Genomic DNA, 15,917 nt, shown 5'->3' with positions numbered 1-15,917 from the left:
CCTGAGCGTAACGATCCTGCGCTGAGCTTGATTGATGGGCTCGCCACCCACCCCTAGGATCACTCCACGACAGCGAACCGTGGAGTCACTCATGACCACAATAAAGAATCCACCGCCGCAATGGTCGCGGCGGCGCGCCGAAAAGCAGCGTCGTCTCGACCGGGTACGGCACCTGGCCGACGGTGTGGTGCTGCCCACCGAGCGGATCGTCGAAGCGCTGGAATTGCTGATCGCGCCCGGCGACCGGGTGGTACTCGAAGGCAACAACCAGAAGCAGGCCGACTTCCTCTCCCGCGCCTTGGCCAAGGCCGACCCCGCACGGCTGCATGACCTGCACATGATCATGCCCAGCGTCAGCCGCGCCGAGCACCTGGACCTGTTCGAACGCGGCATCGCCCGCAAGCTCGACTTCTCCTTCGCCGGCCCGCAAAGCCTGCGCATCGGCCAACTGCTCGAAGACGGCCTGTTGGAAGTCGGCGCAATCCACACCTATATCGAGTTGTACTCGCGGCTGCTGGTCGACCTGATCCCCAATGTCACCTTGGTCGCCGGCTTCATGGCCGACCGCGAAGGCAACCTCTACACCGGCCCCAGCACCGAGGACACCCCGGCACTGGTGGAGCCCGCCGCCTTCAGCGACGGCCTGGTGATCGCCCAGGTCAACCAGCTGGTGGAACGCAGCGACGACCTGCCCAGGGTGGATATCCCGGCCTCCTGGGTAGACTTCGTGGTGGTCGCCGACAAGCCGTTCTACATCGAGCCGCTGTTCACCCGCGACCCACGTCATATCAAGCCGGTGCATGTGCTGATGGCGATGATGGCGATCCGCGGCATCTATGAAAAACACCAGGTGCAATCGCTCAACCACGGCATCGGCTTCAATACCGCCGCCATCGAGCTGATCCTGCCGACCTACGGCCAATCACTGGGCCTGAAGGGCAAGATCTGCCGCAACTGGACCCTCAACCCTCACCCGACCTTGATCCCCGCCATCGAGACCGGCTGGGTGCAGAGCGTGCACTGCTTCGGCACCGAACTGGGCATGGAGGACTACATTGCCCAGCGCCCGGACGTATTCTTTACCGGCCGCGACGGCTCGATGCGCTCGAACCGCATGATGTGCCAGCTGGCCGGGCAGTACGCCGTGGACCTGTTCATCGGCGCCACCTTGCAGGTCGACGGCGACGGCCATTCCTCTACCGTCACCCGCGGCCGCCTGGCCGGTTTCGGCGGCGCCCCGAACATGGGCCACGACCCCCGAGGGCGACGTCACGCCACCCCAGCCTGGCTGGACATGACCGTGCCCGACACCCTGCTCGAACGCGGCCGCAAGCTGGTCGTGCAGATGGTCGAAACCTTCCAGGAAGGCGGCAAGCCGACCTTCGTCGACACCCTCGATGCCGTAGCGGTGGCCAGGCAGACCGGCATGCCACTGGCGCCGGTGATGATCTACGGCGACGACGTGACCCACCTGCTCACCGAGGAAGGCATCGCCTACCTGTACAAGGCGCGCAGCCTTGAGGAACGCCAGCAGATGATCGCGGCGGTGGCCGGGGTCACCAGCATCGGCCTGCGCCACGACCCCAAGCACACCCAACGCTTGCGCCAGCAAGGGCTGGTGGCGCTGCCCGAGGACCTGGGCATCCGCCGCACCGATGCCAGCCGCGAACTGCTGGCAGCCCGCAGTATCGCCGAGCTGGTGGAGTGGTCCGGCGGCCTGTACAACCCGCCTGCACGCTTCAGGAGCTGGTGATGGAAAATCTCGACCTGCAAGCGCGGTGGTCGCGCTATCCAACCGAGCACCCGGCCAGCCCTGTAAAGCAGCACCAGGCACGCGGCCTTGCGCTGGCCGATCACTTGGCCGACCTGGCCGTGGAGGCCTTGATCGACGAAGCCGACCTGTCGCCCAAGCCTGGGCTGGTGGACCGGCGTGACAGCGGCGCCCATCGCGACATGACCCTGGCCCTGATGCACGCCTCGGCGCTGTCCCTGTGGCCGTACTTCCGGCAGATGGCCGAAGCTGCCCAGCAACATGGCGAGATCGGCCTGCCACTGCGCGCCGCCCTGGGCCGCATCGGCCGCGACGGCGAGGCAGCGATGCTGGCCACCACCGGTGGGGTGAACACTCACCGCGGGGCGATCTGGGCCCTGGGCCTGCTGGTGGCAGCCCGTGCGCTCGACACCCGTGCCGATGCCCTGGCCCTGGCCAGCCGTGCCGGGCGCATTGCGTTGCTCGATGACCCGTGCGCGGGTATCCAGGACAGCCATGGCCAGCAGATGCTACGCCGCCACGCGGTGGGTGGCGCCCGCGAACAGGCGCAACAAGGTTTCCCAGCGGTGGTCGGCCACGGCCTGCCGCAACTGCGCCGGAGCCGCGCCAGCGGCGTCAGCGAACCCCACGCGCGCCTCGACGCCTTGCTGGCGATCATGGCCACCCTCGGCGACACCTGCGTGCTCTGGCGTGCCGGGGCCCAGGGCCTGGCCGCCACCCAGCAAGGCGCCCGTGCTGTGCTCGACGCAGGCGGAAGTGCCAGCCTCGCCGGGCGCCGCCAACTGCGCCAGCTGGATGCCCTGCTGCTGGACATCAATGCCTCACCGGGCGGCGCCGCCGATCTGCTGGCCGCCTGCCTGTTTCTCGATTCTGCCGGGAGCCTGTGACATGGAGACCCTCAACTTTCAATTCCCCGCAGCCCTCCCCGCCCGTGGGCGCGCCTTGGTGGGCTGCGTCAGTTCCGGCGACCTCGAGGTGCTGATCGAGCCGGGTACGGCCGAGCGCCTGGAGATCCAGGTGGTCACCTCGGTCAACGGTGGTGCCGCACGCTGGACGCAGCTGTTCCAGCGCCTGTTCGAAGGCCGTGAGCTACCCGCCGTGCGCATCGACATCCACGACTTCGGCGCAACCCCTGGCGTGGTGCGCCTGCGCCTGGAGCAAGGTCTCGAGGAGATCGCCCCATGAACACATCCCAACACCTGCTGCAAAGCCGCAGCTTCGTCGAACTGGGCGCCCGTCAGCGCGCCCAGGCGGTGCTCGACAAGGGCACTTTCCGCGAGCTGCTCGGCCCGTTCGACCGCCTGATGTCGCCATGGCTGCCGCGCCAGGGCATCGTGCCCCAGGCCGACGATGGGGTAGTGATCGCCAAGGGCCTGCTGGGCGCGCGCCCGGCGGTGGTCGCCGCCATCGAGGGGGGGTTCCAGGGCGGCAGCATGGGCGAGGTAGGCGGTGCCAAGATCGCCGGCGCCCTGGAGCTGGCCATCGAAGACAACCGCAACGGTATCCCCACTTGCGCCGTGCTGCTCCTGGAAACCGGCGGCGTGCGCTTGCAAGAGGCCAACCTGGGCCTGGCGGCGATCGCCGAGATCCAGGCAGCAATTGTCGAGCTGCGCGGTTACCAGCCGGTCATCGGGCTGATCGCAGGGTCGGTCGGCTGCTTCGGCGGCATGTCCATCGCCGCCGGCCTGTGCAGCCAATTGCTGGTCACCCGCGAAGCGCGCCTGGGCCTGAACGGCCCGCAGGTGATCGAGCAGGAAGCGGGTATCGATGAATACGACGCCAAGGACCGGCCCTTCATCTGGAGCTTGACCGGCGGCGAGCAACGCCATGCCAGCGGCCTGGTCGATGGCTACGTGGCCGACGATGTCGATGACATTCGCCAGCAATTGCTGCACCTGCTGGCGCAGCCCAGCGCCGGACGTGCCGGTCAGCATGCCTGGTTCCTCGAGCGGCTGTCGCGGCTGGGCGCCGAGGTTTCGCAACTGGATGCCGCCGACGTGCGCGCCCTGTACCAAGGAGATGCCTGATGAACCGTGCCCTGAACTGGCTGTCGGCCCTGGCCGGTGGCGAATCGCTGGCAGGCTTCCCTGCCTCGCTGCGGGTGATCGATGGTGAACTGGACAACCGCCTGGCGCGCTTCATCGCCGTGGTGCCCGATGCGCACAACCCCTTCCCCCGTGCCCGTGGCGGCGAAGTCGGCCTGCTCGAAGGCTGGGGGCTGGCCAAGGCGGTAAGCGAGGCGATCGACGCCGACCGCGACGGCCAGAAACGCGCCATCGTCGCAATCATCGATGTGCCCAGCCAGGCCTATGGCCGACGTGAGGAAGCGCTGGGCATTCACCAGGCGCTGGCCGCTGCGGTGGACGCCTATGCCCAGGCGCGGTTGGCCGGGCACCCGGTGATCGGGCTGCTGGTGGGCAAGGCGATGTCCGGGGCGTTCCTCGCCCATGGCTACCAGGCGCAACGCCTGATCGCGCTGGATGACAGTGGCGTGATGGTGCACGCCATGGGCAAGGCGGCTGCGGCACGTATCACCTTGCGCAGCGTCGAGGAACTCGAGGCGCTTGCCGCCCAGGTAGCGCCCATGGCCTACGACCTGGACAACTACGCCTCGCTGGGCCTGCTGTGGCGCAAGCTGGCGGTGGACAACGCACAGTCACCGAGCCCTGCCGACCTGGCGCAAGTGCGTGCCTGCCTGGCCGAGGCGGTGCACGACATCGGCCAGTCGAGCGACCTGTCGTCGCGCCTGGACGGCGAAAACCGCCGTGCCTCCCGCGCAGTGCGCGAACGCCTGCGCGCGCAATGGCAGGGGGCTTGACATGCACACGCCCAAGCCGCACGACCTGCTCTGGGGCATGCCCATCTCGGCGTTGCCGAGCGATGCCCCGCAGTGGGCCCGTGCGGTGCTGGCCAGCGGGCAGCCGGTGGTGGTACGCCGTGCAACCTGCGCACCCGGCCGTGTGGCGGTGGGGGTACGCGGGCCAGCGCGCGAGCAGCGCCTGGCCTGCGACATGGCCTTGTCCTGCGTGACCCGCCAGGTCAGCCCATCGGGGCTGCGCTGCACACTTTCCGAAGGCTTGCCGGCGCTGCGTGCACTGGCCTACGTGGATGCGCTGCTGGCGGCCACCGGCCTGGCCTGGGGCCCCACCGGCGGCGTTGGCTACCAGCTCGCCACAGGGGTGGCGGTGCTGCACCCGGAAAGCGACCTGGACCTTTTGCTGCACGTGCCCGAACCGCTGGACCGCACGCGCGCGCAAGCCCTGCTCGACCAGCTTGCGGATGCCCCTTGCCGGGTTGACGTGCAACTGGAGACCCCGACAGGCGCCATCGCCCTGCGTGAATGGGCCAGTGGCGCACCGCGGGTTCTGCTGAAAACGGCCCGGGGCCCAAGGCTGGTGGGCCACCCTTGGCTGGCCGAGGCATACGCCGCATGAGCAGCCTGTTCGTGTTTCCCGGCCAAGGCGCCCAGCAGCCGGGCATGTTGCATCGCCTGCCCGAAGACGCCGCCACCCTGCTGGAGCAGGCCAGCGACTGCCTGGGCCACTCGGTACTGAGCCTGGACAGCGTCGAGGCCCTACGTTCCACTCGCGCCGTGCAACTGTGCCTGCTGCTCTGCGGCGTCGCCTGGGCACGTTGGCTAATGCAGCGCAGCCCACAGCCTGACTACGTCGCCGGGCTGTCCATTGGTGCCTACCCCGCCGCCGTGGTGGCCGGGGCTCTGGCGTTCGCCGATGCCGTGCGCCTGGTGGCGCTGCGCGGCGAATTGATGCAAGCGGCCTACCCCAGCGGCTATGGCATGACCGCGCTCAACGGCCTTGAACTTGCGCAGCTCGAACAACTGATCGCCGCTGTGCCGGGGCCTGTGCATGTCGCCAACCTGAACAGCGACAAGCAAATCGTCATCGCCGGTAGCGAGACGGCGATGGCCGAGGTCGTAAGCCTGGCGCGCAAGCATCACCTGGTCGCGGCGCAGCGCCTGGCGGTCAGCGTACCGTCCCACTGCGCCCTGCTCGATGAACCCGCCGCGGTGTTGCGCCACGCCTTCGCCGAGGTGCCGATGCAGCGCCCACGCATCACTTGCCTGAGTGCCAGCGCCGCGCGCCCTCTGCACGACCCCGAACACCTGCGTGAAGAGTTGGCCGGCAACATGGCGCGCCGGGTCGACTGGCGTGCGATGCTGCTCAACGCCTACCAGCGTGGTGTTCGGCTGCAAGTGGAAATGCCACCAGGCTCGGTCCTTAGCGGCCTTGCCAGCCGCGTATTCGAACACGGCCGGGCCCTGGCCCTTGAACATACCCGTGCCGACACGGTCGACACGCTGCTACGTCGGGAGGTGAACACAGACCACTGATTGCCGTGTTTTTCGAAGGACAAAAACAAGCCACTTCGACCCAACGCGAGGAAAACAACAATGATCATCTACGGTGTGGCCTTCCTGGCCCTGTGTACCCTTGTCGGCCTGTTCATCGGCGAGTTGCTCGGCAAGCTGCTGGGCGTTCCCGCCAACGTCGGCGGTGTCGGCATCGCAATGCTGCTGCTGATCTTCATCGGCAGCTACCTCAACCGCAAAGGCCTGATCAGCGCCAAGTCCGAACAGGGCGTGGAGTTCTGGAGCGCCATCTACATTCCCATCGTCGTTGCCATGGCCGCGCAGCAGAACGTGCTGGGCGCGCTGTCCGGCGGCCCCATGGCGATCCTCGCCGGAACGCTCGCCGTCGCTGCGAGTTTTGCCGTGGTCCCGCTACTGGACCGCCTTGGCAGAAAAAAGCCGGTGGAACTCGCCGATAAACCCTTGACTGCCCCACAACGGTGACCGCCATGTACGAATCCATGATGAAAGTCATCAGCGGCTATGGGCTGATCAGCGGCTTTGCCGTGATCGGGGTCACCATGTGGTTCTCCTACTGGCTCAGCGCCAAGCTCACCCGCGGCCGCCTGCATGGCTCGGCCATCGCCATCTTCCTGGGGCTGGTGCTGTCCTACGTGGGCGGCGTGGCCACCGGTGGACAGAAAGGGCTGGTGGACATTCCGCTGCTGTCGGGCATCGGCCTGCTCGGTGGTGCCATGCTGCGCGACTTCGCCATCGTCGCCACCGCGTTCGGGGTGAACATAGAGGAGCTCAAGCGGGCCGGGCTGTCCGGGGTGATCTCGCTGTTCGTCGGCATCGGCGTCTCGTTCATCGCGGGCATCGCGGTGGCCATGTCCTTTGGCTACACCGATGCGGTGAGCCTGACCACCATCGGCGCAGGCGCGGTCACCTACATCGTCGGTCCGGTCACCGGCGCGGCCATCGGCGCCAGTTCCGAGGTCATGGCCTTGTCGATCGCAGCGGGCCTGGTGAAGGCGATCCTGGTGATGGTGGTGACGCCGTTCGTGGCGCCCATGATCGGCTTGAACAACCCCCGCACGGCAGTAATCTTCGGCGGCCTGATGGGCACCTCCAGCGGCGTCGCCGGGGGCCTTGCGGCCACCGACCCGAAGCTTGTGCCCTACGGCTGCCTGACGGCGGCGTTCTACACCGCCCTGGGTTGCCTGCTGGGGCCCTCACTGCTGTTCTTCATCATGCGTGCAGTGGTGTAGCTCAGCCTGGGTTCATGCTGTACATGCGGCATTCGGCGAGCAGGGCCAGCAAGTTCGGCTCGCGCTCACGCGCCTTGAGGAACACCGCGCCGATGTGTTGTTGCAGCCGGTAGCGCGGCTGCAGCGGCACCAGCCGCACACGGTTCTCGTACACCGCCGCGATCCGCCCTGGCAGCAGGGCGAACCCCACCCCCGAACTGACCATGCTCAGCAAGGTGAAGATGTCGTTCACCTGCATGGCCACCTTGGGTTCGAACCCCGCCTGTTCGAACACGTGCATGCCATCACGGTGCGTGGCGAAGCCCTGGGTCAAGGTGATGAAGGTGGACTCGGCAAGGTCGGCCAGGTCCACGCAGGGCTGGTGGGCAAACGGTGAATCGGTGGGCACGGCGAGAAAGATGTCGTCGGAAAACAACGGCAGTTGCTCGCAGGCGGGGTCTTTGACGGTCTCGTCCAGCGCCACCAGGATCGCGTCAAGCTCATGGTTCTTCAGGCGCTGGAGCAGGTCGACGTTCGAACCCAGGGTAAGGTCGATATTCAGCTCGCTGCGCCGCAGTTTCAGGCCCATCACCAGCTTGGGCACGGTCTTCACCGTCAGCGAATAGAGCGCGCCAAGGCGAAAGCGATCCGCATAGAAACCGGCGGCTTCGCGGGTCATGCGGACCATCTCCTGGGCATCCTGGATCAACTGGCGTCCCCGCTTCTCCAGCACATAGGCGCTTTCCAGCGGAATCAGCTGGCGCCCTTGGTGCTTGAACAGCGGGCAACGCAATGCGTTCTCCAGCGAGTGGATGGCCCGATGGACGCTGACGGCACTGGTTGCCAGATCTTCGGCGGCGCGGCCCAGGTTGCCGCTGCGCATGAAGGTCAGAAAGGTCTCCAGCTTTTTCAGGGTCAGCTCTTCGTCGATCAGCATCGCATCATCTCGGGCAGCGTTGGCGTAGGCACGATCATTGGAACCCGACGTGCGTACGTCAAGCCGGGTCGTCGTAGCGCACCGAAAAAAACTAAACCTTCGCCCTGCACCACGGCTCAACCGTTTGCGACATTGACGTCGCGCCAACGGTAAGAAGGGGAAAGACATGCACCAGCCAACGTTGAAACTCGCAGGCATCGCCCTATTGCTGGGCTTGGCATCGCTACAGGTACAAGCCGCCACGTCCGATGACTTCGTCGATGCGGCCGCAGAGGCCGGTATCGCCGAAGTGGTGGCCGGCAACCTGGCGCAGGAGAAAAGCCAGAACGCCGACATCAAGCAATTCGCCCAGAAAATGGTCGCCGACCACACCAAGACCAACCAGCAGCTCGGCGATATCGCCCGCAAGCTGGACATCAGCATGCCCGACGAAGCGGCGCTGACCGACAAGGTGAAGAAAATGATTCTTGAGTGGCGCGAAGAATCGTTCGACAAGGCCTACATCAACAACCAGGTCGATGCCCACGAGCAGGCCGTGGAACTGTTCCGCAAGGAAGCCGAGTCGTCCGACAAACCCGAGCTGAAGGCCTTCGCCAGCGAAAAGCTGCCCGCCCTCGAGCATCACCTGGAACAGGCCAAGACCTTGCAAACCACCCATGGCAAATGACGTGGAGACCACACATGAGCAATGACGCATTGCGTACAGAAGTGCTGACTCGCCTGCTGCATGCCCATCCCCACGGGCTGGGCAAGGAAGTGTTGGACAACTACCGCGGCGAACTGGCAGTGGCCGGCATGCTCAAGACGCTACAGGAACATGGGTTGATCCAGGATGGCAGCGTGGCAGTGGACAGCGAGCGGCACATCAGCGTGAGCTACCCGATCAAACTGTCGGCAGCCGGCGTCGAGGCGGCCAGGCAACTGGACAGCTGACGCCAGGTGGGGCCGCAGCGCGGCCCCGCACTTCATCGTTTCTCTACATCGCGCGGGGGCTTGGCCGGCCCCTGGGGGTCTACCTGCGGGTCATCGAGGTCGGGCGAATCCGGGTCGAAACCCAGGTCGGTGTCTGACTCGACATGCTCGGACGAATGCGGGCCTTGCGTGGGCTCGCGCGGCGGTTGTGGTTGGGACATGGTCGTTTCTCCTTGGGCTGTCCAATGCAGAAAGCCACGGCGTGGGAAAGTTTTATCGGGCTGCCCAACGCATATCCGACCTCCTGGCGCGCGATGCCCTCTGATGATGAACCGTGCAACTGCATGCCCTCAGGAGGTGGGCAGCCATGAACGAACGCCTCATCGAACTGTTCACCGATACCACGCTGTTCGGTATTTCCATTCTCAACCTGCTGGTGGCGCTGTGCGTTACCGTGGTGACCTTTCTTGCCGCCCGTGCGGCCATCACCTTCGTACTGCGCAGGGTACGCCACTGGTCCGAGCACGATGGCGCGTTGAGCCAGGTGGTGGCCAAAGTGCTGGCGGGCACCAGCAACAGCCTGTTGTTCATCGCCGCCCTGCTCGTCGGGGTCAGCATGCTCGACTTGCCCGAGCGCTGGTCGAGCCGGGTCGCCAGCCTGTGGTTCGTGGTGGCGGCGTTGCAGATTGGCCTGTGGCTCAACCGCGCCATCGGCCTGGGGCTGCGGCGCTATTTCAGCCGCCACAACACCAACAACCTGTACCAGGGCAGCGCGCTGGCGACGCTTGCGGCCTGGGGCGCACGGGTGCTGCTGTGGTCCACGGTGCTGCTGGCCATGCTGTCGAACCTGGGGGTGAACATCACCGCCTTCGTCGCCAGTCTTGGCGTGGGTGGCATTGCGGTTGCGCTGGCGGTGCAGAACATCCTCGGCGACCTGTTCGCCTCGTTGTCGATCGCCGTCGACAAGCCGTTCGAGGTCGGCGACTTCATTGTCATCGGTCCACTGGCCGGTACGGTGGAACACGTGGGGCTCAAGACCACCCGCATTCGCAGCCTGGGGGGCGAGCAGATCGTCATGGCCAATGCCAGCATGATCAACAGCACCATCCAGAACTACAAGCGCCTGCAGGAGCGACGCATCGTGTTCGAGTTCGGCCTGTCCTACGACACCGCCACCGATGCGGTGAAGCAGGCACCGGCCATCGTCGAGGAAGCGATCAGGGCCCAGGACCAGGTGCGCTTCGACCGAGCCCACCTTCGCGGGTTTGGCAAGGAGGCGCTGGAATTCGAGTGCGTCTATATCGTCAAGGACCCTGGCTACAACCTCTACATGGATATCCAGCAGGCCATCAACTTCCACCTGCTCGAGCGCTTCAATCGCATCGGCGCGAAATTCGCCGTCCCGGTGCGGGCGATCAAGGTCACGGCGTTGCCGCAACCACTCGTCCAGCAGTAGGCACTTTGCTCCACCGCGGCGACTCCACCCTGTAGCCCTCGAACCCAGGAGTGACAGCCATGCCCCGTGGAGACAAAGACAAGTACACCGAGAAGCAGAAACGCAAGGCCGAGCACATCGAGCAAAGCTACGAAGACAAAGGCCTTTCCAAAGATGAAGCCGAGGCGCGCGCCTGGGCCACCGTCAACAAGCAGTCGGGCGGCGGTGAGAAACGCGGCTCGGGCACCACCACCTCGTCGAGCGAGAAGAGCAGCGCCCGCTCCGACTCGGCCAAGCGCGCCGCGAAAACCCGTGAGGGGCACGCGCGGATGTCGACCGACTCGCTGCAGTCGCAGACCAAGCAGAGCCTGCTAAAGGAAGCGCGAAGCAAGGACATAAAGGGCCGCTCGAGCATGACCAAGCCGCAGTTGATCGAGGCCTTGCGCAAGCATGGCTGAGCAACGCTGTTTTTGCCCTGGCACCTCGGCCGCCCCTTCATAGGCCCAGGACTGCCAGTCGCCCCCCTTAGACGCAGCGAACTGCGCAAACGCTAACCGTGAGGACGTCCCATGAGCGCCAACGCCCCAGAGAACGCCGCCACCTACCCCATCCGCCTGACGCTGAACGGCCAGATCCGCTCATTGCAGGTCCACCCATGGACAACGCTGCTGGACCTGTTGCGTGAGCAACTCGACCTGACCGGCACCAAGAAAGGTTGCGACCACGGCCAGTGCGGCGCCTGCACGGTGTTGCGCGATGGCCGGCGCATCAATGCCTGCCTGACGCTGGCGGTGATGTGCGACGGTGCCGAACTGGTCACCATCGAAGGGCTGGCCCGCGGCGAGCAACTGCACCCCATGCAACGCGCCTTCATCGAGCACGACGCCTTCCAGTGCGGCTACTGCACGCCAGGGCAAATCTGTTCGGCCGTCGGCATGGCCCGCGAAGGGCGCGCGACGACCCGCGAGGCGATCGCCGAGCAGATGAGCGGCAACCTATGCCGTTGCGGGGCCTACAGCAACATCATCGCCGCGGTCGAGCAAGCCCTGCCGTTGATGAAGGAGGCCCAGCGATGAACCCCTTCAGTTACCACAAACCCACGACCATCAGCGAAGCCATCAACCTGGCCGACCCTGCCTCGCGCTTCATCGCCGGGGGCACCAACCTGCTCGACCTGATGAAGGAAAACGTGCTGAGGCCCGAGCGGCTGATAGACCTTTCAAACCTGCAACTGGACCGCGTCGAGGCGACGGCAAGCGGTGGCCTGCGTATCGGTGCCCTGGTCAGCAATGCCGACCTGGCCTGGCACCCGAGCATCGAGCACGGTTACCCGCTGCTGTCCCAGGCCATCCTGGCCGGTGCCTCGGCGCAATTGCGGAACATGGCCAGTACCGGCGGCAACTTGCTGCAACGCACTCGCTGCTATTACTTCTACGACACCGCCGTGCCCTGCAACAAGCGCGAACCCGGCAGCGGCTGTCCGGCACGCACCGGGCTGAATCGCATCCACGCGATCCTCGGTGCAAGTGATGCCTGTGTCGCCACCCACCCCTCGGACATGTGCGTGGCGCTGGCAGCGCTGGAGGCCGTGGTCCATGTGCAAGGCCGCGGGGGAGCCCGGCAGATCCCGTTCCTGGAGTTTCATCGCCTGCCGGGCGACACGCCGGAGCGGGACAACCAGTTGAGCGTCGACGAACTGGTCACCGCCATTGAACTGCCACCGCCCGCGTTCAACGAACACTACCGCTACCTGAAAATACGTGACCGCGCCTCCTACGCATTCGCGCTGGTGTCGGTCGCGGGTGCCTTGAAAATCAAAGGCGGCCTCATCGAGCAGGCGCGCCTGGCCCTGGGTGGCGTGGCCCACAAGCCGTGGCGAGACCCGGCAGCCGAAGCGCAATTGCAGGGCCAGGCCCCTTCTGCGGCGGTGTTCGCCAAGGCCGCTGATACCCTGCTGCGAGGGGCCAAACCACTGAACCACAATGGCTTCAAGGTTCAGCTTGCACATCGGGCGGTCGTTCGCGCGTTGACCGAGGCCTGCATGGACGTAGGAGTGCCAGCATGAACGACATGAAAACCGTGGTAGGTAAGCCTCTGGATCGTGTGGACGGCGTGGCGAAGGTCACCGGCCAAGCACGCTATGCCGCCGAATACCCCGACACCGGGCTGCTGCATGGCAGCGTTGTCTCAAGCAGCATCGCCCGTGGCCGCGTGCTGAGCATCGACCGCAGCCAGGCACTGGAACTACCGGGCGTGGTCGCCGTGATCGACCACACCAACCGCCCGCAGCTGTCCGGCGATGACGACGACTATGAAGACGCCGACTCCGCCGAAGGCTCGCCGTTTCGCCCGTTGTTCAACGACCGAGTGCTGTACAGCGGGCAACCCGTGGCCCTGGTGGTCGCCGAAAGCCTCGAGCTGGCCCGCCATGCAGGTTCGTTGATAAAGATCCAGTACAGCCAAGCGCCCCATGAGAGCGATCTGCTCGAGGTACTGGAGCATGCGCACCAGGCTCCGGCCGAAATACCCAGCCCCCGCGGGGACTTTGCCGGACAGTTCGCCAGTGCCGCGGTGAAGGTCGACACGACCTACATTACCGCCAGCGAATACCACAACCCCATGGAGCCCCACGCCTCGACGGTGCTCTACCGGGCCGACGACACCCTGGAGATCCACGACAAGACCCAAGGCACACAAAACTGCCAGGACTACCTGCACAACGTGTTTGGCCTGCCCAAGCGCAAGGTCCGGGTGCGCGCCGCGTACGTCGGGGGTGCTTTCGGCTCCGGGCTGCGTCCGCAATACCCGTTGGCCCTGGCGGTGATGGCGGCACTGCAGCTCAAGCGCTCGGTGCGGGTTACGCTCACCCGCCAGCAGATGTTCACCTTTGGTTATCGCCCGCGTACGCAACAGCGGCTACGCTTGGGCGCGAGCACCGACGGCCGCCTGCTGGCACTGGCCCACGACGCAACCGGCCAGACTTCTCGCTTCGAGGACTACACCGAGCATTTGGTGGAATGGAGCGGCATGCTCTACCAGTGCGACCACGTGGCGCTGGGTTATCGCCTGGCTCCACTGGATGTCCACACGCCGCTGGATATGCGCGCACCGGGCGCCGCTTTGGGCATGATCGCCCTGGAGTGCGCCCTGGATGAGCTGGCCATCGCGGCGGATATCGACCCTGTCGAGCTGCGTCGGCGCAACTTCGCCGCCAGCAACGCCAACGAAGGCAAGCCGTACTCCAGCAAGGAGCTGCTGGCCTGCTACGAACAAGGCGCGGCCCGCTTCGGCTGGGCAAAACGCAGCGCGCAACCGCGCAGCATGCGCAACGGCAGGCAACGGGTCGGCTGGGGCATGGCGGGCGGGGTGTGGGAAGCGATGCAGATGAAAGCCAGTGCAAAAGCGCGTCTCGATAGCCGGGGCCACCTGACCGTCAGCAGCGCAACCACTGACATCGGCACCGGTACGTACACGGTCATGACGCAGATCGCGGCCGACACCTGCGGCCTGGACGTGCAGGACGTGACCTTCGTGCTGGGCGACTCCAGCTTGCCTACCGCACCGCTGCAGGGCGGCTCGTTCACCGTCTCCTCGGTGGGCTCGGCAGTGCGCCAGGCTTGCCTGGCGCTGCGCGAAAAGATCCTGGAAATCGCGCGCAAGACCTACCCGGCCATTGCCGAGCTGCCGGACGAGCAGATTGGTTTCGCCAATGGCTACCTGCTGGCCAAGGACGTGCGAGTGGCCCTCGCGCAGATCGTCGCCGACGCCGGGCCTGGGGTCTTCGAAGTGCAGGTCGATGCAGAGCCAAGTGCCAGGCGTGAACACTTCAGCACAGCGACGCATTCGGCGGTATTCGTGGAAGTTCAGGTCGACGAGGACCTGGGCTCGATCAGGGTCAGCCGTGTGGTCAGTGCCGTGGCGGCAGGAAGCGTGGTCAACCCGAAGACCGCCCGCAGCCAGATACTGGGCGGGGTGGTATGGGGCATAGGCATGGCCTTGCAGGAAGAGGCGCTGACCGACCACTCGCTGGGCCGCGTGCTCAACCACAACCTGGCGGAGTACCACATCCCGGTCAATGCCGATATTGGAGACATCGAGGTGATCTTCGTCGAGGAGCACGACGACATCGTCAACGAACTCGGCTCCAAAGGCGTGGGCGAGATCGGCGTGGTCGGGGTCGCCGCGGCAATCGCCAATGCGATATACAACGCTACCGGCAAGCGTGTGCGGCAGTTCCCCATCACACTTGACACACTGTTGTGACACGACGCTCTGCACCCCAGCAGCGCCTGGGGTCAGGGCACCAAGATGGCCTGGTGAGGTTCGATGGATGGCACTGCGACCACGTCGCGCCTCGCCACCAGCCACTGGCGCATGCGCTCGGTGTCGAAGATCTGCCCTTCGTCCATCATTTCAAGAATGAGTGCTTGGGACATTCGGTAACACCCGCACTGGGCGCAGCAGCGCTCTTCCCATCCGGCGGGGCAATCGATGGCCTGCGCCTGTCCTGCGCAAATTAGACAACTCATGAAGCCCCCCTTTTCGCTCTTGTTGGATGCGAGGGTTGACGCGACGACCCAGAGTCGACGCCTGTTCGCTTAGCGCATGAGATTTTCATGCCAACTCGCGACACGTCGCCTGGGAATGCACGCGCGAAGAACCCGCCACCCCAGCGAATGGCACCGGCGTTGCCGGTGTTCGCGGGTGGAGAGAATCCTGTAGGAGCAGGATTGCCCGCGAACCAGGCAGCGCGGTGTACGGCTAGGGCCGCACGGCGTTCAGTGCTCAGTGATCCAGCTCGTCCTTGGTGATCGCGCCCGTGCGGGGGTCGACGTGGAACTCGTAGCGCTTGCCATCGGCCTTCATGCCTTCCCCTTCCCAGTGGCCATCGTCGGCCTCGATCTTGGTGATCTGGGTATAGCCTGCACCCTTCAAGGTGGCCTCGGCCTGGTCCTTGGTAATCGTCCAGTCGCCACCAGGCTGGTCGGCCCAGGCCAAAGGCGAACCCAGCACGCCAACCAGTGCCAGGCCAGTAAACAGTCGCGTCATGTTTTTCATTGCCAACATCCTTTTTGCGGGTTGATACCCGTGCGACTGGCGCGGGGCCGCAGCAGTTCACTTGAAACTACCGATGGCAGCCAAGCCGGCAAGGGATGAATGAACGCTGTTCTCGACCGTCCCCCGGCAACGGGCGAGCCCTTACCCCTCGGTCATCCGCCCCAGGCTGGCAGAGACTTTTTCGACCAGCTCCCCTACCTGGAAAGGCTTGAGCAACAAGTCCATGCCCTCGGCCAGGAATGCTT

General features: G+C 65.5%; 20 protein-coding genes. 16 read left to right on the top strand and 4 right to left on the bottom strand.

Features of this window, described 5'->3' with window-relative positions; translation table 11 throughout:
- Positions 1–91: 91 nt before the first annotated feature.
- From mdcA to madM, 9 genes are read left to right on the top strand one after another with little or no spacing between them, the layout of a single operon-like run.
- The gene (mdcA, locus tag RAC97_RS13825) at positions 92–1,753 is read left to right on the top strand and encodes a malonate decarboxylase subunit alpha (RefSeq protein WP_375099034.1); all 1,662 of its coding nucleotides are present in this window, start codon (positions 92–94) and stop codon (positions 1,751–1,753) included.
- A complete protein-coding gene (locus RAC97_RS13820) occupies positions 1,753–2,658 on the top strand; it encodes a triphosphoribosyl-dephospho-CoA synthase (RefSeq protein ID WP_375099033.1) in 906 nt (301 codons plus the stop codon). Before mdcA ends, RAC97_RS13820 begins: the two co-directional genes overlap by 1 nt.
- Before the next feature lies 1 nt (position 2,659).
- Complete coding sequence (locus tag RAC97_RS13815) at positions 2,660–2,956, top strand: malonate decarboxylase subunit delta (RefSeq protein WP_375099032.1); 297 nt, start codon at positions 2,660–2,662, stop codon at positions 2,954–2,956.
- Entirely contained in the window at positions 2,953–3,798 is an 846-nt protein-coding gene (locus RAC97_RS13810; protein ID WP_375099031.1) for a biotin-independent malonate decarboxylase subunit beta, read from the top strand. Before RAC97_RS13815 ends, RAC97_RS13810 begins: the two co-directional genes overlap by 4 nt.
- Positions 3,798–4,589 carry a biotin-independent malonate decarboxylase subunit gamma gene (gene mdcE, locus RAC97_RS13805; protein ID WP_375099030.1) on the top strand — a complete coding sequence of 264 codons (792 nt, stop codon included), beginning with the start codon at positions 3,798–3,800 and terminating at the stop codon, positions 4,587–4,589. The genes RAC97_RS13810 and mdcE overlap by 1 nt, the downstream gene beginning before the upstream one ends.
- A gap of 1 nt (position 4,590) precedes the next feature.
- Positions 4,591–5,205, top strand: coding sequence for a malonate decarboxylase holo-ACP synthase (locus RAC97_RS13800; protein WP_375099029.1), 615 nt, complete (start codon positions 4,591–4,593; stop codon positions 5,203–5,205).
- Positions 5,202–6,122, top strand: coding sequence for a malonate decarboxylase subunit epsilon (gene mdcH / locus RAC97_RS13795; RefSeq protein ID WP_375099028.1), 921 nt, complete (start codon positions 5,202–5,204; stop codon positions 6,120–6,122). The genes RAC97_RS13800 and mdcH overlap by 4 nt, the downstream gene beginning before the upstream one ends.
- 60 nt (positions 6,123–6,182) lie before the next feature.
- Positions 6,183–6,584 (top strand): malonate transporter subunit MadL, encoded by a 402-nt coding sequence (gene madL, locus RAC97_RS13790; RefSeq protein WP_375099027.1) that lies wholly within the window; start codon positions 6,183–6,185, stop codon positions 6,582–6,584.
- 5 nt (positions 6,585–6,589) lie between these two features.
- The gene (gene madM / locus RAC97_RS13785) at positions 6,590–7,351 is read left to right on the top strand and encodes a malonate transporter subunit MadM (protein ID WP_375099026.1); all 762 of its coding nucleotides are present in this window, start codon (positions 6,590–6,592) and stop codon (positions 7,349–7,351) included.
- Between the two features lies 1 nt (position 7,352).
- On the opposite strand, the gene RAC97_RS13780 is transcribed toward madM, so the two are convergent.
- On the bottom strand, positions 7,353–8,267 hold the full coding sequence (locus RAC97_RS13780; protein WP_375099025.1) for a LysR substrate-binding domain-containing protein: 915 nt from the start codon (positions 8,265–8,267) through the stop codon (positions 7,353–7,355).
- A 166-nt stretch (positions 8,268–8,433) separates the two neighbouring features.
- On the opposite strand from RAC97_RS13780, the gene RAC97_RS13775 reads away from it, so the two are divergent.
- Together RAC97_RS13775 and RAC97_RS13770 are read left to right on the top strand one after the other, a co-directional pair.
- Entirely contained in the window at positions 8,434–8,934 is a 501-nt protein-coding gene (locus RAC97_RS13775; RefSeq protein WP_375099024.1) for a DUF4142 domain-containing protein, read from the top strand.
- 14 nt (positions 8,935–8,948) lie between these two features.
- A complete protein-coding gene (locus RAC97_RS13770; protein WP_375099023.1) occupies positions 8,949–9,200 on the top strand; it encodes a hypothetical protein in 252 nt (83 codons plus the stop codon).
- Positions 9,201–9,232: 32 nt separating this feature from the next.
- Here RAC97_RS13770 and RAC97_RS13765 read toward each other — a convergent pair whose 3' ends face one another.
- Entirely contained in the window at positions 9,233–9,400 is a 168-nt protein-coding gene (locus RAC97_RS13765) for a DUF6021 family protein (protein ID WP_375099022.1), read from the bottom strand.
- Between the two features lie 146 nt (positions 9,401–9,546).
- On the opposite strand from RAC97_RS13765, the gene RAC97_RS13760 reads away from it, so the two are divergent.
- The 5 genes from RAC97_RS13760 to RAC97_RS13740 all read left to right on the top strand — a co-directional run bounded on the left by RAC97_RS13760 (position 9,547) and on the right by RAC97_RS13740 (position 14,877).
- Positions 9,547–10,635 (top strand): mechanosensitive ion channel family protein, encoded by a 1,089-nt coding sequence (locus tag RAC97_RS13760; protein ID WP_375099021.1) that lies wholly within the window; start codon positions 9,547–9,549, stop codon positions 10,633–10,635.
- A 59-nt stretch (positions 10,636–10,694) separates the two neighbouring features.
- The gene (locus RAC97_RS13755; protein WP_375099020.1) at positions 10,695–11,072 is read left to right on the top strand and encodes a termination factor Rho; all 378 of its coding nucleotides are present in this window, start codon (positions 10,695–10,697) and stop codon (positions 11,070–11,072) included.
- 111 nt (positions 11,073–11,183) lie between these two features.
- The gene (locus tag RAC97_RS13750; RefSeq protein WP_375099019.1) at positions 11,184–11,690 is read left to right on the top strand and encodes a (2Fe-2S)-binding protein; all 507 of its coding nucleotides are present in this window, start codon (positions 11,184–11,186) and stop codon (positions 11,688–11,690) included.
- On the top strand, positions 11,687–12,679 hold the full coding sequence (locus RAC97_RS13745; protein WP_375099018.1) for an FAD binding domain-containing protein: 993 nt from the start codon (positions 11,687–11,689) through the stop codon (positions 12,677–12,679). The genes RAC97_RS13750 and RAC97_RS13745 overlap by 4 nt, the downstream gene beginning before the upstream one ends.
- On the top strand, positions 12,676–14,877 hold the full coding sequence (locus tag RAC97_RS13740) for a xanthine dehydrogenase family protein molybdopterin-binding subunit (RefSeq protein WP_375099017.1): 2,202 nt from the start codon (positions 12,676–12,678) through the stop codon (positions 14,875–14,877). The genes RAC97_RS13745 and RAC97_RS13740 overlap by 4 nt, the downstream gene beginning before the upstream one ends.
- Before the next feature lie 32 nt (positions 14,878–14,909).
- On the opposite strand, the gene RAC97_RS13735 is transcribed toward RAC97_RS13740, so the two are convergent.
- Together RAC97_RS13735 and RAC97_RS13730 are read right to left on the bottom strand one after the other, a co-directional pair.
- On the bottom strand, positions 14,910–15,050 hold the full coding sequence (locus RAC97_RS13735) for a hypothetical protein (protein WP_375099016.1): 141 nt from the start codon (positions 15,048–15,050) through the stop codon (positions 14,910–14,912).
- A gap of 349 nt (positions 15,051–15,399) precedes the next feature.
- Positions 15,400–15,672, bottom strand: coding sequence for a PepSY domain-containing protein (locus tag RAC97_RS13730; RefSeq protein ID WP_375099015.1), 273 nt, complete (start codon positions 15,670–15,672; stop codon positions 15,400–15,402).
- Positions 15,673–15,917 lie beyond the last annotated feature (245 nt).

Source organism: Pseudomonas sp. LS_2 (assembly GCF_042709235.1).
Taxonomy (GTDB): domain Bacteria; phylum Pseudomonadota; class Gammaproteobacteria; order Pseudomonadales; family Pseudomonadaceae; genus Aquipseudomonas.
The sequence above is the reverse complement of the archived record's forward strand: the minus strand, read 5'-3'. Positions and strand labels throughout refer to the sequence as shown.

Bases quoted from the DNA above. Each gene is read 5' to 3' on its own strand.
- mdcA (WP_375099034.1), top strand. From the start codon at position 92: ATGACCACAATAAAGAATCCACCGCCGCAATGGTCGCGGCGGCGCGCC.
- RAC97_RS13820 (WP_375099033.1), top strand. From the start codon at position 1,753: ATGGAAAATCTCGACCTGCAAGCGCGGTGGTCGCGCTATCCAACCGAG.
- RAC97_RS13815 (WP_375099032.1), top strand. From the start codon at position 2,660: ATGGAGACCCTCAACTTTCAATTCCCCGCAGCCCTCCCCGCCCGTGGG.
- RAC97_RS13810 (WP_375099031.1), top strand. From the start codon at position 2,953: ATGAACACATCCCAACACCTGCTGCAAAGCCGCAGCTTCGTCGAACTG.
- mdcE (WP_375099030.1), top strand. From the start codon at position 3,798: ATGAACCGTGCCCTGAACTGGCTGTCGGCCCTGGCCGGTGGCGAATCG.
- RAC97_RS13800 (WP_375099029.1), top strand. From the start codon at position 4,591: ATGCACACGCCCAAGCCGCACGACCTGCTCTGGGGCATGCCCATCTCG.
- mdcH (WP_375099028.1), top strand. From the start codon at position 5,202: ATGAGCAGCCTGTTCGTGTTTCCCGGCCAAGGCGCCCAGCAGCCGGGC.
- madL (WP_375099027.1), top strand. From the start codon at position 6,183: ATGATCATCTACGGTGTGGCCTTCCTGGCCCTGTGTACCCTTGTCGGC.
- madM (WP_375099026.1), top strand. From the start codon at position 6,590: ATGTACGAATCCATGATGAAAGTCATCAGCGGCTATGGGCTGATCAGC.
- RAC97_RS13780 (WP_375099025.1), bottom strand. From the start codon at position 8,267: ATGCTGATCGACGAAGAGCTGACCCTGAAAAAGCTGGAGACCTTTCTG.
- RAC97_RS13775 (WP_375099024.1), top strand. From the start codon at position 8,434: ATGCACCAGCCAACGTTGAAACTCGCAGGCATCGCCCTATTGCTGGGC.
- RAC97_RS13770 (WP_375099023.1), top strand. From the start codon at position 8,949: ATGAGCAATGACGCATTGCGTACAGAAGTGCTGACTCGCCTGCTGCAT.
- RAC97_RS13765 (WP_375099022.1), bottom strand. From the start codon at position 9,400: ATGTCCCAACCACAACCGCCGCGCGAGCCCACGCAAGGCCCGCATTCG.
- RAC97_RS13760 (WP_375099021.1), top strand. From the start codon at position 9,547: ATGAACGAACGCCTCATCGAACTGTTCACCGATACCACGCTGTTCGGT.
- RAC97_RS13755 (WP_375099020.1), top strand. From the start codon at position 10,695: ATGCCCCGTGGAGACAAAGACAAGTACACCGAGAAGCAGAAACGCAAG.
- RAC97_RS13750 (WP_375099019.1), top strand. From the start codon at position 11,184: ATGAGCGCCAACGCCCCAGAGAACGCCGCCACCTACCCCATCCGCCTG.
- RAC97_RS13745 (WP_375099018.1), top strand. From the start codon at position 11,687: ATGAACCCCTTCAGTTACCACAAACCCACGACCATCAGCGAAGCCATC.
- RAC97_RS13740 (WP_375099017.1), top strand. From the start codon at position 12,676: ATGAACGACATGAAAACCGTGGTAGGTAAGCCTCTGGATCGTGTGGAC.
- RAC97_RS13735 (WP_375099016.1), bottom strand. From the start codon at position 15,050: ATGTCCCAAGCACTCATTCTTGAAATGATGGACGAAGGGCAGATCTTC.
- RAC97_RS13730 (WP_375099015.1), bottom strand. From the start codon at position 15,672: ATGAAAAACATGACGCGACTGTTTACTGGCCTGGCACTGGTTGGCGTG.